Below are 13,844 nucleotides of genomic sequence, written 5' to 3'. Positions count from 1 at the left end.
ACTCTTTGTTCAGGAAATACCAATCAAGCCAGAAAAGCGCCATGGCATAGCTATTGCTACAGGGTTTGCTACGTCATCGAAAAACTGATTATCCGGTCAGTTTATTCGCTGGAAGAACAACAAGTTCATCGCAATGAACAACTGAGTCTGATTCAGGCTCCATCAACGCCCGCCCAACTTAAGACCAATCACAAAGCAGGGGTAATTGATGAACAAAGTACTACCAGCAAACAACTCTCTCAGAGGCGTACGCGCCCTGACCAAAACCGCCGGCGCGTTGCTGCTTGGCGCTATCACGCTGGCCGCACCAATTAGCGCTTCGGCCTTAGAGAAAGTGAGCTTCCGCACCAACTGGTTTCCGCAGGCCGAACATGGTGGCTGGTATCAAGCGGCTTCCGATGGCACCTACGAGAAGTACGGATTGGAAGTGGATCAGCAGCCCGGCGGCCCACAGGTTAACAACCTGCAACTGTTGCTCGCCGGTCGCGCCGATTTTGTTGTCCTGCACTCCAGCGGGCAAATTCTCAAGGCCATCGAAGAAGGCCTGCCCATAGTGGCAGTTGCCTCGATGTACCAGAAAGATCCGCAGGCCATCATGACCCACAAGGGCGTTGGTCACGACAGCCTAGAAGATCTCAAAGGCGAGCCCATTCTGCTTTCACAGGACGCGCACCAGTCCTTCTGGCCCTGGCTGAAGCAAAAGTACGGCTACTCCGATGAGCAGGTACGCCCGTATACCTTTCAGATGGGCCCGTTTATCGCTGACACCGGCCTGACCCAGCAGTGCTATATCACCTCAGAACCTTTTGTCGTGCAGCAGGCCGGTATCGATCCCAACCTGTTTTTGCTATCCGACTTCGGCTGGCAGTCCTACTCAACGCTGATCGTCACCACGACCGATATGGTTAAGAACCATCCGGAGCGCGTACAAAACTTCGTCAACGCCTCGGTTGAAGGTTGGTATCGCTATCTAAGCGATCCTAGCGAAACCAATCAGGTGATCAACACCCTGGACGCCAATCAGACGCCCGAGCAATTGGCATACTCGTTCGAGAAGATGACCGAGCGCGGCATCGTCGCCTCCGGTGACGCTCTTGAAAGTGGCATCGGCACAATGAACGACGCACGTTGGAAAGCCGCCAGTGATCAGCTAAAAAGCATCGGTCTGGTCGAGCCCGACACTGATTACACCAAGGCATTCACCACCGAATTCATCAACTCCGACGACATCAAGGCGCTGATGGCCAAGTATCCCGACGCTGTCAAGTAAAGCCCCTCAACAGGCCCGGCGCACACCTGTGCGTCGGGCCTGAGTTCATTTAAAAGCACTCCATTCAGAGGCAATACCCCATGCACAACCCGGTCACAGCGAGCAGCAAGCAACAGGTGCTGATCGCCGAAACCTTGCTCCCCATGACGCCCGACAATGTCGTGATCAACAACGGTGCCGTACTGGTCGAAGGTCAGGCGATCATCGCGGTCGGCACACAGGCCGAGATCATTGCACTGGCACCGGATGCTGAACGCCACGACTATGGTCGCGCCGTGCTGATGCCCGGCCTGATCAATACCCATAGCCATTCCGGCTTCTTGCGCGGTACCGCCGAAGACTTGCCAGTATGGGATTGGCTACGCTTGTTTATCGACCCCATGCACCGCGTACTCACTGCTGAGGATGCAGAAATCGCCTCCTGGCTGTGTTACTCCGAAAGCCTGCTGTCAGGCACCACCACCTCAGTGGATATGTGGCGCCACATGGCCGGTTCTGCGCGTGCCGCCGAAGCGCTAGGCAATCGCGTCGTCATGGTGCCTTACGTCGGCGAAGCCGAGGGCTATGATTATTTCGACACCCTGGATGACAACGAAGCATTGATTCAGCAATGGCACGGTAAAGCCGATGGTCGCATCAACGTCTGGGTCGGGCTGGAGCACATGTACTACGCTACGCCAGAGGCCTGCCGCCGTGCGGTCGCCATGTGCGAGCGCTACAACACCGGCCTGCACACCCACTCTAACGAAGCCGAGGCGGAAATTGCCGAAGCCATGAAACGCTTCGGTTGTAGCCCCATCCGTGCACTGGAAAGCCTGGGCCTGCTGGAGCCGGAGCGAGTGCTGCTGGCACATTGCGTGTGGCTGGATGAAGACGAAATTGCCCTGCTCGCGGAGAAGAACATCGGCGTCGCGCACAATCCGTCGAGCAACATGAAACTGGCCAGCGGTTCAGCGCCGATTGAGCAGCTGATAGCCGCCGGTGTCGCGGTGGGTATCGGTACCGACGGCGAGAAAGAGAACAACAATCTGGACATGCTCGAGGAGATAAAAATCGCCTCGCTGCTGGCCAAATTACGCTGCATGGACGCCGCCGCCTATGGCGCCTGGAACGTGCTGCGCAGTGCTACTATCGAAGGTGCCCGCGCCATCGGTATGCAAGATCAGATCGGCTCGCTAGAACCCGGCAAACAAGCCGACATCATCGCCGTTCGTGCCGATACACCTCGAATGACGCCCTTCCTCACCGACGGTCCCTTCATGAACGTGCACCACAACCTAGTGCACGGCGCGCTGGGCGGCGACGTCAGCATGACCATGGTAGCCGGCCGCATTGTGATGCAGGACCAGCAACTGCTCAACGGCGACCTGCCGCGGTACATGAACGACGCCGAACACGCCTGCCGTGCGCTACTAGAACGACGCGCTGCCTGGTTAGCAGAGCATGAAGATGGAGCGTTGTCGCCGTTGTAATACACGCCGGTACCATACCCCCGCACAGCGCCTCTGGGAGGGCCGGGTTCCATCCCGGCCAGCAGTGGTAAAGCTTATGCCGATGGCCGAGATGGAACTCGACCTTCCCAGGAAACGCACAACCAAACCAGCCGCCCCTGGAAAATGCGAGTTTCACGCCGACTAAAGGCGGCACGCGCGGCGCCGGTCACCAAGAAGGGTGCGGAGCGTCGAAGACGGCGTTCCCACGCCGGAGCGTGTGAACGATCAATGAGCCTAGATTTTCCCTCCCAGCCGGCACAAACCCCGATCCCGTTTACGCGGGCGAGTAGCGCAGAGCTGGCGGGAAATAGCCCGAGGACTGTCTGAGCGAAGCGAGTTCCGCAGGGCCCCGCCAGACCGAGCAACGCAGCGAACCCGAAGGGCCGTGTAGTCGGGTGCCCCGGGGGATTGCTAAGGGGGGCCGGGCAAGCGGCCCACCTTGGCTCGCCGTAAAGGCGAAAACGGATTATCCATCTGCACAGAAATAAACAAAGAAACGAACGAGTAGACGCAGAGCATGGGTACGATCAGAACGGGGCTCTCGGGGTTATGGAAGGCCTGGTTCCATCCCGGCCAGCGGTGGTGCAGCAGATAGCGCTGGCCGAGAGGGAACTGGACCTTCCAAAAAACGCAGCAGCCCCTAAATACGTTCCTGGCCGAGCGCCCACAGCAACAAAAAAGGCGGCCCGCAGGCCGCCTTTTTTATTCCCGCTCACTCACACACTGAGCAATACAAAATCATCCTTGGTCACCAAACACTCCGGGCACACCCAGTCATCCGGGATATCCTCGAAACGCGTGCCCGCCGCTATGCCAGATTCCGGATCACCGAAGGTTTCGTCATAGATCCAGCCACACACCTGACAGACCCACTGCGGTTTATCTTCAAACATGACCGGCGCGGCCTCAGTCACAACCCCCTTTTCACGCAAACGTCGCTCAAACGCCAAGCGGCCTTTTTGCTCCAGCTCAAAGGCGTCCCAGGCGCGCTTGGTGACCCGCTGCTGACGGTCCGCTGTAGTTGCAAAACGCTGCACTGCCATGCGGCCAAGTGAAACGTGAAACTTCTCATCGGGGATGATCTTGCCGAGCATTTGCTGGGTGGCAACCGGGATCCGAGGCAATAGCCCTTCAAAGGCATTCATCGCGCCCAACTCGCCGGTGATGTTATGCGCTGCCACCCGTTCCAACGTGTCATCGCCTGCGGCGTAGAACTCGCTGACCCAAGCCACCCATTCTGGCTCAGGTTGCCAGCCGTCCATCGAGGCACCGAGGGACTTTAGATGCGAAAGCAACAGCTTGTAGTGTTTGCCCTCATCCGCAACCTGACGACAAAGCCCGATAAACACCTCTGACTCCGGCGTGTCACGCAGCCATGAACCGACGAAACCAGCCGCTTCACGTTCATACCAGCACTGGAACTGCAGCCACTCGATGAGCTCCTCACGGCCCAGCGGTGCATAACCGCCGAAGCTTTTCTCCGCTTCTGACAACTCGTCACGCCGTGCGGTCAAATCAGCAACCAACTGATCATAGAACTGCGTCGAGTCCAGCGTCGGCGCGCCGCTTTCTGCGAGCATACTCATACCGCCTCCTGCAGTTCCGCCGTCACGCCTTTCAGGTCATGCACTGCGTCGTGCCACACACCGCCGCGCAAACAACCTACTGCGCGCAACCGGCGACTGGCTTCGATGGTTTCATGCCCGTCGGACAACTTGACCGGGCCTTCTTCAATACGCAGCACGCTGACTTCTGCCGAACGACCCACGCTCAGCTCGCCATACAACTCACTGCGCTGGATCGACTTGGCGGCGTTCACGGTATTCATCTTGATCACATCAATCAAAGGCACGCCCAGCGCCCAGATCTTCGACATGGTGGTCGACAGTGAGAACACCGGCCCATCCACGTTGAACACGTTCAAGTCGGTAGAAATGGTGTTAGGCATAAAGCCGCGCTCGATCATGCGGCGCGCTGTGCGGAAGTGAAAGTCACCGGCGGAGTGGCCGATATCCAGCAACACGCCGCGCTCGTAAGCATCAATGAACGGTTTGGTCGGCTCACCCTTGTCGTCCAGCTGGCCACCGCCGCCACGACAGGCGTGCGTAATGATGTCGCCTTCGCGCAGCTGATACAGCAGCTTGTTAGTGTCCAGCACGGGCGTGTGCGGGAAGGAACCTAGATGAATCATGATCGGCAGGTCGCCGGCAATTTCATGCGCCGCATCCAGGAAGGGCGAACGGTCTGGATTGGTAGTGATGGTCGGGCGCACCTTGAAACCAACAATCACATCGCGGTTAGCGTCGATCACCTGCTTGGCCGACTCAATGTCGATATTGCGCTCATCGTCGGCGATACGCAGGTAATGGCAGATAAAGGTCTTATTCGCCAGATAGATCTGCGACGGATCCATCAGCGCCAGCACCTTGGTCTTGGTGTCCGGATGGTCAATGACTGCGCGGCGCGCTAACTCAATAATGGTGGTGCTGGCAGTACCGGCGTCAACAATAACGGGTACGCCGGAATCCACGCCCATCAAATCGGTCGGCAAGCAGAAGTCGCCAAGGCCGGGATAGCAGTGGGTGTGGATGTCGATCAGGCCGGGGGTTACCAGGTGGCCGCTAACGTCGCGCACCTGCGCGCCGGGGTATTTGGCCCCGGCGTTGGCGCCCACTTCAACAATGGCGCCGTCCTGCACCACAACATCGGCTATGGCATCGAGCCCTGAAGCCGGGTCAAGCACGCGGCCGCCTTGCAACACCTGATATGCGTTTTTCGCAGACATGGTTATTCCTCTTTCACGGAAAGGCGAGAACCGTACACCAGGGCGGCGTTATGACAGAGGAGCGTCATCTTGACTCAGGAGTCTGATCCAGGAGGTTCTCTCAGCCCGGAAATTCCCTACCTACTTACCTAGCAGATTTTGTACCAGCTAGTAAAAATACGGCATAAGTCTGGCAATCCGCCCCAGACGTGTTCAATCAGAGTGCAGTCGCACGCGAAATCGTCGCAATCCGGTGCATAAATTTGCTGACCAATTGATCAGGAAATGGAAAAGCAACGGTTGTAGCCATGTGGCACGCTGCTTGCTCTCCAGTAAATATTGAATAAATGGTCAGTAAATAAAATTACCTGGAGTATGGATATGCGCGACACACGTAAGCCCCTGATCTCTTCCGCCAAGCATTGCCTGTCTGTGCTGGCCGGTTCATTAGCCATTGCCGGCAGCCTGTCTGCTCCTGTCATGGCAGCGGATCTGGATGAAGTGGTATTCGGCACGAACTGGTTCGCCCAGGCGGAGCACGGTGGTTTCTATCAAGCCAAGGCAACCGGCATCTATGAGAAGTACGGCCTGGATGTATCCATAGAGATGGGTGGCCCGCAGGTCAACGGCATGCAGCTGTTGGTGGCCGGCAAGCGCGACTTCTCCATGGGTTACCCGATAGGCAACATCAAGGCTGTGGAGCAGGGCTTGCCAGTGAAAACCGTGGCCGCAGCTTTTCAGGGTGACCCTCAAGCACTGATCGCGCACCCTAACGTAAAGTCGCTGGAACAAATTAAAGAAGAAGGCCTGCCGGTCTATATCGCTGCCTTCGCCAACACCACCTTCTGGCCCTGGCTGAAAACCAAGTACGGCTACACCGACGACATGATTCGTCCATACGCCTTCAGCATTGCGCCTTTCCTGGCTGACGAGAGCATAGTGCAGCAAGGCTACCTGTCGTCAGAACCCTTCGCGATGGAAAAAGCTGGCGTGAAGCCATCCGTGTTCCTCTTGGCTGACTACGGCTACCCAGCCTATGCCACGACCATCGAAACCACCGACAAGATGATCGATGAAAACCCGGATCTGGTACGCCGCTTCGTGCAGGCGAGCATGGAAGGCTGGGCTAGTTACTTCAAGGATCCGGCAGCCGGCAACAAGCTGATTCAGGAAGCCAATCCGGAAATGACCGACGAGCAGATCGCCTACGGCATCGAGAAAATGCGCGCATATAACCTGGTTACTGGCGGCGACGCCGCTACCGGTGGCATCGGCGTAATGACTGACGCGCGCTGGGCGAAAATCCACGATTTCATGCTGACAGCCGGTCTGGTCAGCGAAGACCTGGATATCCACGACGTCTATAACCTGGATTTCCTGCCCAAGGAACCTGTTCTGCCCTGACAGGCAATTGAAAAATCACCTGCGTTTTTCAACCACCTGCTGATTGCTGAACCCCTCAAGAGAAATGATGGCTCGCCCTGCGAGCCATCACTGGAGCACAAGATGACCTCTTCCAGAGTCACCCCTCTAAAACCCAGCACACCCGATGCCGCCGGTGAGCCGACAGCACAAGCCAGCTCTCCTAACGGCCGCCCGGTGCTACAGGTTGAAGGTGTAAACAAGATTTACGCCAACGGCACCGTAGCGCTCAAAGGTGCCGACCTGACCGTGCGTCAGGGCGAGTTTGTCAGCCTGCTCGGCCCTTCCGGGTGCGGCAAAAGTACTCTGCTGCGCATCATGGCCGGGCTCGGCGATGTCACTAGCGGCAGCATCAAATTTTGGGAGCAAGAATACAACGTCGTTGGCGACAAAGGTCGCAAGATGGCATTCGTATTCCAGAACGCCACGCTAATGCCCTGGGCACGGGTACGCAAAAACGTGCGTCTTCCTTTGGATTTAGAGCATCAAAGCGGCCCCGAGACCGAACAGAAAATCGATCAGGCGCTGGAGATGGTAGGGCTCAGCGGCTTTGATAACGCCTTTCCGCGTGAGCTATCGGGCGGTATGCAAATGCGCGCCTCAATCGCCCGCGCCATGGTCACCGAGCCAAACCTGTTGCTGATGGATGAACCCTTCGGCGCCTTGGACGAAATGACCCGCAACAAGCTCAACGACGATGTGCTCAAGCTGTGGCAGAAGAACGGTTGGACCATTGTGTTCGTTACCCACAGCGTCTACGAAGCAGTTTATCTATCCAGCCGCGTAGTAGTGATGGCCGCCCGGCCCGGCCGCATCGTCGATGACATCAAAATTGATCAACCCTTTCCGCGCAATGCCGACTTCAGGGTCTCTACTGAGTTTGCTGGCTACTGTCGGCAGGTCTCGCAAGCATTGGAACGCGCCAGCGCCATGGGCGCGCCACAGGAGAGCAAGGCATGAAAGCGCCACTCATTCAGAACGAAAGCTTCGTCAAGATTGCTGCCCCACTGGTGGTCGGCGTGCTCTTCCTGCTGTTCTGGCAGATTGCCGTGATCGCTTACGAAATGCCCAAATACATATTGCCCGGCCCGATCGAGATTATTAAATCGCTGATTACCGACTGGAAGACCTTGTTAGCCGCACTGATGATGACCCTGAAGATCACCCTTCTGGCCTTCGTTATCGCGGTCGTGCTGGGCGTTGCCGCTTCACTGCTGTTTATTCAGAGCAAGTGGATCGAACTGAGTCTATTCCCCTATGCCGTACTGCTACAGGTCACCCCGGTGGTGGCTATCGCACCCTTAATCATCATCTGGGTAGACGACACCACCTGGGCGCTCACTGTCTGCGCGGTGATCATTGCCATCTTCCCGATCATCTCCAATACCACCTTGGGCTTGCGCAGCGTTGATCCGAACCTGCTCAGCATGTTCCGCATGTACCGCACCAGTCGTTGGCAGGAGCTGGTTCGCCTGCGTATCCCGGGCGCACTGCCGTACTTCTTCGGTGGTCTGCGTATTAGTTGCGGTCTGGCGCTGATAGGTGCCGTCGTGGCGGAATTTGTAGCCGGGACGGGCGGCTCCAAGGCCGGTCTCGCCTATCTGATTCTGCAATCAGGTTATAACCTGCAGATTCCGCGTATGTTTGCCGCGCTGGTGCTGATTACCCTGACCGGTATCGCGCTGTTCGCACTCATGGTTTGGCTGTCCGACCGCGCGCTGCGCAACTGGCACGAGAGCGCGCTGGAAGTAGAACATTGAGCCGCAACAACCCGGCCCCGCAAAGCTACGCTTGGGGCTTGGGTTACCTGCTGCTGGGCTTTACTGCGCTGGCTTGGGGGCTGAACTTTCCGATCCTAAAGCTTGGTCTGGAAAACAGCCCACCCCTACTATTTACCAGTATGCGTATGGCGCTGGGCGCTATCACCATGTTCATCATCGCTGCTTGCATGGGCATTCTGCGTTTACCGCACCGCGCTGATTGGCCGGTGCTGTTCTCGGTCGGCATTCTGCAAAACATGGCCTTCATCTCGCTGGTCACGCTGGGCTTACAATTCCTGCCTGCCGGGCGGGCGGCGATTCTCGCCTACACCACGCCGATTTGGGTGGTGCCAGCCGCTGCACTCTTTCTCGGCGAGCGCTTTACGCTGCCACGTGCGGTTGGCGTTGGGCTTGGGTTAAGCGGACTATTGACGGTATTTAACCCGCTGTCGATCAGCTGGGATAACCGTGAGGTATTCATCGGCAGCGGTCTTATCATGCTGGCTACACTAATCTGGACTGTCGGTCTGGTACACGTACGCAAGCATCACTGGCACGGCGATGTGCTCGCACTGATACCTTGGCAAGTGTTGATTTCGGTCGTGGTACTGACGCCCATAGCGCTGTTTTTTGAAGACCCTAGCGAGATCATCTGGGAGCCGACCTTTAGCTGGCAGCTGCTGTTCAGTGGTGCGGTGGCGTCTGGCCTTTGCGTTGCGGCGCAAGTGGCGGCTATGCGCTCGCTGCCGGCGGTCAGCCTGTCACTCAGTTCTGCCTCGGTGCCTGCCGTGGGCCTGCTCGCGGCCAGCTGGTTTCTGCATGAGCAGCCCACCAGCTCCGACCTCAGCGGCTTTGCCTTGATTGCTACCGGCATTTTAATCGTGGGCTTGGCTGATCGCCGCCAAGCCTTGCGTACCCGACGGGAGGCGGAGTCCTCCATCACTTGAACGCCGTCGACAGGCGCAACGGGATGCACTCCCATTGCGCCACACAATGGGGCATCGCACCAATAAAGCGCGCCCAGCGTGCTTCTAAAATACGACAACCCCGTTCCCAGCATGCCCTGCCAGCAATAGGTCCCGGAATTGCACGACCTACAGGGGATTTTGCCCAAAACCACCAAGCTGGCCCGCATATTGCTCCTGATCACTAAAACCTGCCCAAGTGGTCAGGATATAAGCCAAACACTAAACCCTGTGGAGAAAGACTATGTTGAAGAAAGCATCCAGCGTTCTGGCGATGGTCATTGCCATGTCCGCCAGCGGAATGGCTGCCGCCGCCGATGAAGTAACCTATCAGTTGGACTGGTTGCCCGGCGGCGACAAGGCCCCTGTGTACACCGGTATCCAGCAGGGGTTCTTCGCGGCTGAAGATCTCGAAGTCAGCATTGCCAGTGGCCGTGGTTCCACCGATGCGATTACCAAGATCGCTACCGGCCAGGCCGACATTGGCAGTGCCGATATTGGCGCCCTGATGGCCGCCCGCGCGCAAGATACTGTGCCGGTCAGCGCCGTGTACATGATCTTCAACCAGAGCCCGCACGCATTCTTCTCGCTGTCTGACAGCGGCATCAACAACTTCGCCGATATTGCCGGCAAGAAGGTTGCTACCTCACCGTTCACGTCGTCCAACGCCTTCCTGCCGTTGGTACTGCAAGCCAATGACATGCCGGCTGATGCCGTTACCCTGACCAAATCCGATCCGGGTGCGTTGGGTCCAATGTTGGTTACCGGCAACACTGACGCCATCATCGCCTGGGTCACCAATATCGCTCTATTCAAGCAACAGGCGGCTAGCGCTGGCAAAGACATCAACGTGATCCGTTGGTCCGACGCCGGGCTCTCGCTGTACAGCTCGGCCGTTGTCGCCAGCGATGAATTCCTCAGCGAGCGCCCGGATGTGGCCAAGCGCTTCATGCGCGCCTACGACAAATCAGTACGCTTCACCCATGAGAATCCAGAAAAAGCCGCTGCCGATCTGCACACCATGGTCCCCGAGGTTGACGCTGCGGTAGCTACGGCGCAAATCGGCGACTCCATGCCGTTAACCTTCAACGAGATCAGCGAGGCTGACGGCCTGGGCACCATGACGCCAGAGCGTATTGCTACCACCTGGAAGTGGGTCGCTCAGGCAAACGAGCTAAGTCTGGATTCGCTCGACCCGGAAACCATCGTCAACCGCGACTTTATGCCTGCTGTGGAGTAACACATGGAGCACAAAAGCGAACGCGCTTTCGTACGGATGGTTGGCGTTGGGCATCGATACGATCCCACGCCAGGCAGCCCGATGGCGGTGCAAAACATCGACCTCGACATCAATCGCCACGAGTTTGTGGCGGTGGTAGGCCCTTCCGGTTGCGGCAAGAGTACCTTGCTGCGCATGGTCTCGGGTTTGCTGGTGCCGAGCGAGGGTGAAGTCAGCGTATTTGGCAAAAAGGTAAACGGCCCCCGTGACGACGTTGGCATCGTGTTTCAAAAGCCGACCCTATTGCCATGGCTGAGCGTTCGCAAAAATGTGCTCTTCCCGCTCAAGCACAAGTTCGGCCGCTACGGCGCGCAGGACGAAAAACGCGCTAACGAGCTGTTGGCGATGGCTGGTTTGGAAGCCTTCGCCGACAAGATGCCGGACGAGCTGTCCGGCGGGATGCAACAGCGCGTGGGTATTGTCCGCGCACTGCTGCTCAATCCCGACATCCTACTGATGGACGAGCCGTTCTCGGCACTGGATGCCATGACCCGTGAACAGATCGGTTTCGATCTGCTGAAAATCTGGGACGAACAACCGAAAACCGTGCTGTTCATTACCCACTCCATTTCTGAAGCCGTGTTGCTCGCCGACCGTGTACTGGTTATGAGCAAGCGACCCGGCAGCGTGCTCGACCTGATTGATATCAATCTACCGCGCCCGCGCAGCACCAAAACCATCAACGATCCCCGCTTCAGCGAGCTGACTGACCGCATAAGGAAACATATCTATGAGCCAGACGCCCACTGAGGCAGCAGCGCGCCGAGCGCTGCTATTAAACCTCTCGCCGTGGCTGTTCTTTGTTGGTTTGATCATCCTCTGGGAGCTGGTTTGCCGAGTGTTTTCGCTGCCTAATTACGTGCTTCCAGCACCTACCGCCATCTTCAGCGCCTTCTTCGATGTCGAATTCAGTCGCTGGATGATGCACCTGTGGGCCACCTTACGCGTTGCACTGATGGGCTTTGCGCTATCGATAGTCGTCAGCATCCCGCTGGCCATCGCGATGATGCGTTCGGAGTTCCTGTCGCGCACCTTGTACCCGTTACTGGTAGTGATTCAGTCCACACCGGTGGTGGCGGTAGCGCCTCTGATCATCGTGATGATGGGTTCGGATGATCCATCACGCGTACTGATCACCTGCCTGCTGACCTTCTTCCCGCTGGTGGTTTCGACCGCAACGGGGATTAACGAAACGCCTGAAGAACTGATCGAGCTGAGCCGCTCATTGGATGCACCGACGCGTCGCGAGACCTGGCAGATCCGTATTCCTTATGCGATCCCGCACATCTTTAGCGGCCTCAAGGTAGCCATCACGTTGGCGATTATCGGCGCCGTCGTGGCCGAGTTTGTTGCCGCCGAAGAAGGTCTTGGCTACTTCATCCAGTTCTCGACTTCGTTCTTCAAGATTCCGCAGGCCTTCGCTGGCTTGTTCTTCCTCGCCGGCGTCAGCTTACTGCTGTTCAAATCGGTGCAGTGGACCCAGCAGATCTTCTTCGCCTGGAGTCTGCCGAAGAAAAAATAAACTACCGCTGGCGGCCACCGCGCCGCCGGCCACGCCATGCACTCAGCACTAGATGCAACAAGGACTATTTTTGTGAGCCATACCGAACGTGACATCAGCTTTCTGCGCGAAAGCTTCCGCCTGGCCGAAGAGGCCAGCAAACAGGGCATCCACCCCTTCGCCGCCATTCTCGTTGATGCCGACGGCAAGGTGCTGATGGAGCAGATCAACGCTTTCTTGCCCGACCACGACATGACCGGCCACGCCGAACGCGTGTTAATGACGCGCGCCAACACCACTTACTCTCCTGAGGTATTGGCTGGTTGCACCATGTATACCTCGGCCGAACCCTGCGCCATGTGCGCCGGTGCCGTGTATTGGGCCGGAGTGGGCCGCGTGGTTTATGGCGCCAGCGAAAAACGCCTAAAAGACATGACTGGCAATCACCCGGAAAACCCTACCCTCGACCTACCCTGCCGCACGGTATTCAACGCCGGTCAGCGCAAGGTAGAAGTTGTCGGGCCGTTACTCGAAGAAGAGTCTGCTCAAGTTCACCTGAGTTTCTGGCAAGTCTGATCTGCAGATCGTGTGTTGTTTCTGAAGGCAACCCCGGACGACCGCCCGAATGCTGTCGTCCGGATGACTTGCAGGTGCGGATATCGAAACGATGATGCCCTGAGTGTTAAGCCGGGGGCGCTTCAACCCGCACCAACAGCAGCCGATAGCCACCGCTGAACCCGCCCAGGCTCAGCAGATCACCGGGGCGGGCGGCCAACAGCCGCGCGCCTAACGGCGAGAAAATCGACACTTGCGCGCTCGCACTGCAGCCGCGTTCAGTCAGACGCAGCTCAACAAGATCCTGCGTATTCATGTCCAGCAGCAATAACTCGCTGCCCACCCGCGCCCGCAACGCAGTACGGTCGCGCTCCAACAACTCCAGCTTACCAATCACACTAGCCAGCTCGCGCGGACCAATTGTGTGCCATACGGCTGTATTGCGCGCCAAGGTGCGCAAGTGCCGCTTCACATCGACCATAGACGACATGTCTTTTTCTCTCTGACAGAAAACCAACAGGGGGATTAAGAGGGCAACGCCGGGTACGGTGAAACCGTCCCGGCTTAATTCAGGAAGGCAAAGTAGCTATCGGTGCGGGGGTGAAGCCAATACATGGTCTAACTCGGTAATCGAAGTCGCGCCTGAGCCTGAACGCGCGGAGGCCCATACCATAGGCCAGCCAGATTTAAATGCAAGCCTCTGCGTTCGTCGACATCTCGGCATGTTGCCCCTGGGAAGGCCGGGTTCCATCCCGGCCAACGGTGGTGCGGCTGAAGACGATAGTCGAGATGGAACTCGACCTTCCATGGCTCGGTAGTTTTGCCAGCACGCGGG

General features: G+C 57.6%; 13 protein-coding genes. 10 read left to right on the top strand and 3 right to left on the bottom strand.

The genetic code is table 11. From position 1 onward, the window contains the following. Nucleotides 1–208: 208 nt before the first annotated feature. Nucleotides 209–1,270: an ABC transporter substrate-binding protein gene (locus AC1XYH_RS17510; protein ID WP_483324397.1), complete on the top strand. Its 1,062-nt coding sequence runs from the start codon at nt 209–211 to the stop codon at nt 1,268–1,270. Nucleotides 1,271–1,350: 80 nt separating this feature from the next. Continuing rightward, nucleotides 1,351–2,742, top strand: coding sequence for an amidohydrolase family protein (locus AC1XYH_RS17505; protein ID WP_483324396.1), 1,392 nt, complete (start codon nt 1,351–1,353; stop codon nt 2,740–2,742). A 737-nt stretch (nt 2,743–3,479) separates the two neighbouring features. Here the strand turns inward: AC1XYH_RS17505 and AC1XYH_RS17500 are convergent. Further along, entirely contained in the window at nt 3,480–4,349 is an 870-nt protein-coding gene (locus AC1XYH_RS17500) for a rubredoxin (protein WP_483324395.1), read from the bottom strand. After that, on the bottom strand, nt 4,346–5,548 hold the full coding sequence (locus AC1XYH_RS17495; RefSeq protein WP_483324394.1) for an amidohydrolase/deacetylase family metallohydrolase: 1,203 nt from the start codon (nt 5,546–5,548) through the stop codon (nt 4,346–4,348). The genes AC1XYH_RS17500 and AC1XYH_RS17495 overlap by 4 nt, the downstream gene beginning before the upstream one ends. A 360-nt stretch (nt 5,549–5,908) precedes the next feature. On the opposite strand from AC1XYH_RS17495, the gene AC1XYH_RS17490 reads away from it, so the two are divergent. From AC1XYH_RS17490 to AC1XYH_RS17455, 8 genes are all read left to right on the top strand, one after another. Next, nucleotides 5,909–6,931, top strand: coding sequence for an ABC transporter substrate-binding protein (locus AC1XYH_RS17490; protein ID WP_483324393.1), 1,023 nt, complete (start codon nt 5,909–5,911; stop codon nt 6,929–6,931). Between the two features lie 102 nt (nt 6,932–7,033). Continuing rightward, complete coding sequence (locus tag AC1XYH_RS17485; protein WP_483324392.1) at nt 7,034–7,909, top strand: ABC transporter ATP-binding protein; 876 nt, start codon at nt 7,034–7,036, stop codon at nt 7,907–7,909. Beyond that, on the top strand, nt 7,906–8,709 hold the full coding sequence (locus AC1XYH_RS17480; RefSeq protein ID WP_483324391.1) for an ABC transporter permease: 804 nt from the start codon (nt 7,906–7,908) through the stop codon (nt 8,707–8,709). Before AC1XYH_RS17485 ends, AC1XYH_RS17480 begins: the two co-directional genes overlap by 4 nt. Continuing rightward, a complete protein-coding gene (locus AC1XYH_RS17475; protein WP_483324390.1) occupies nt 8,706–9,656 on the top strand; it encodes a DMT family transporter in 951 nt (316 codons plus the stop codon). Before AC1XYH_RS17480 ends, AC1XYH_RS17475 begins: the two co-directional genes overlap by 4 nt. Before the next feature lie 262 nt (nt 9,657–9,918). After that, nucleotides 9,919–10,914, top strand: a complete 996-nt coding sequence (locus AC1XYH_RS17470; protein ID WP_483324389.1) for an ABC transporter substrate-binding protein — start codon at nt 9,919–9,921, stop codon at nt 10,912–10,914. A 36-nt stretch (nt 10,915–10,950) separates the two neighbouring features. Continuing rightward, entirely contained in the window at nt 10,951–11,703 is a 753-nt protein-coding gene (locus AC1XYH_RS17465; protein ID WP_483326410.1) for an ABC transporter ATP-binding protein, read from the top strand. Beyond that, a complete protein-coding gene (locus tag AC1XYH_RS17460; protein WP_483324388.1) occupies nt 11,684–12,475 on the top strand; it encodes an ABC transporter permease in 792 nt (263 codons plus the stop codon). Before AC1XYH_RS17465 ends, AC1XYH_RS17460 begins: the two co-directional genes overlap by 20 nt. A gap of 36 nt (nt 12,476–12,511) precedes the next feature. Further along, complete coding sequence (locus AC1XYH_RS17455; protein ID WP_483324387.1) at nt 12,512–13,030, top strand: nucleoside deaminase; 519 nt, start codon at nt 12,512–12,514, stop codon at nt 13,028–13,030. Between the two features lie 106 nt (nt 13,031–13,136). Here the strand turns inward: AC1XYH_RS17455 and AC1XYH_RS17450 are convergent, their stop codons facing one another. Further along, on the bottom strand, nt 13,137–13,499 hold the full coding sequence (locus AC1XYH_RS17450) for a hypothetical protein (protein WP_483324386.1): 363 nt from the start codon (nt 13,497–13,499) through the stop codon (nt 13,137–13,139). Between the last annotated feature and the right edge of the window lie 345 nt (nt 13,500–13,844).

The sequence above is a fragment of the Pseudomonas sp. GW-45 genome (assembly GCF_056896675.1).
This window is presented reverse-complemented; position numbering and strand designations above follow the sequence as displayed.

Bases quoted from the DNA above. Each gene is read 5' to 3' on its own strand.
- AC1XYH_RS17510 (WP_483324397.1), top strand. From the start codon at position 209: ATGAACAAAGTACTACCAGCAAACAACTCTCTCAGAGGCGTACGCGCC.
- AC1XYH_RS17505 (WP_483324396.1), top strand. From the start codon at position 1,351: ATGCACAACCCGGTCACAGCGAGCAGCAAGCAACAGGTGCTGATCGCC.
- AC1XYH_RS17500 (WP_483324395.1), bottom strand. From the start codon at position 4,349: ATGAGTATGCTCGCAGAAAGCGGCGCGCCGACGCTGGACTCGACGCAG.
- AC1XYH_RS17495 (WP_483324394.1), bottom strand. From the start codon at position 5,548: ATGTCTGCGAAAAACGCATATCAGGTGTTGCAAGGCGGCCGCGTGCTT.
- AC1XYH_RS17490 (WP_483324393.1), top strand. From the start codon at position 5,909: ATGCGCGACACACGTAAGCCCCTGATCTCTTCCGCCAAGCATTGCCTG.
- AC1XYH_RS17485 (WP_483324392.1), top strand. From the start codon at position 7,034: ATGACCTCTTCCAGAGTCACCCCTCTAAAACCCAGCACACCCGATGCC.
- AC1XYH_RS17480 (WP_483324391.1), top strand. From the start codon at position 7,906: ATGAAAGCGCCACTCATTCAGAACGAAAGCTTCGTCAAGATTGCTGCC.
- AC1XYH_RS17470 (WP_483324389.1), top strand. From the start codon at position 9,919: ATGTTGAAGAAAGCATCCAGCGTTCTGGCGATGGTCATTGCCATGTCC.
- AC1XYH_RS17465 (WP_483326410.1), top strand. From the start codon at position 10,951: ATGGTTGGCGTTGGGCATCGATACGATCCCACGCCAGGCAGCCCGATG.
- AC1XYH_RS17460 (WP_483324388.1), top strand. From the start codon at position 11,684: ATGAGCCAGACGCCCACTGAGGCAGCAGCGCGCCGAGCGCTGCTATTA.
- AC1XYH_RS17455 (WP_483324387.1), top strand. From the start codon at position 12,512: ATGCACTCAGCACTAGATGCAACAAGGACTATTTTTGTGAGCCATACC.
- AC1XYH_RS17450 (WP_483324386.1), bottom strand. From the start codon at position 13,499: ATGTCGTCTATGGTCGATGTGAAGCGGCACTTGCGCACCTTGGCGCGC.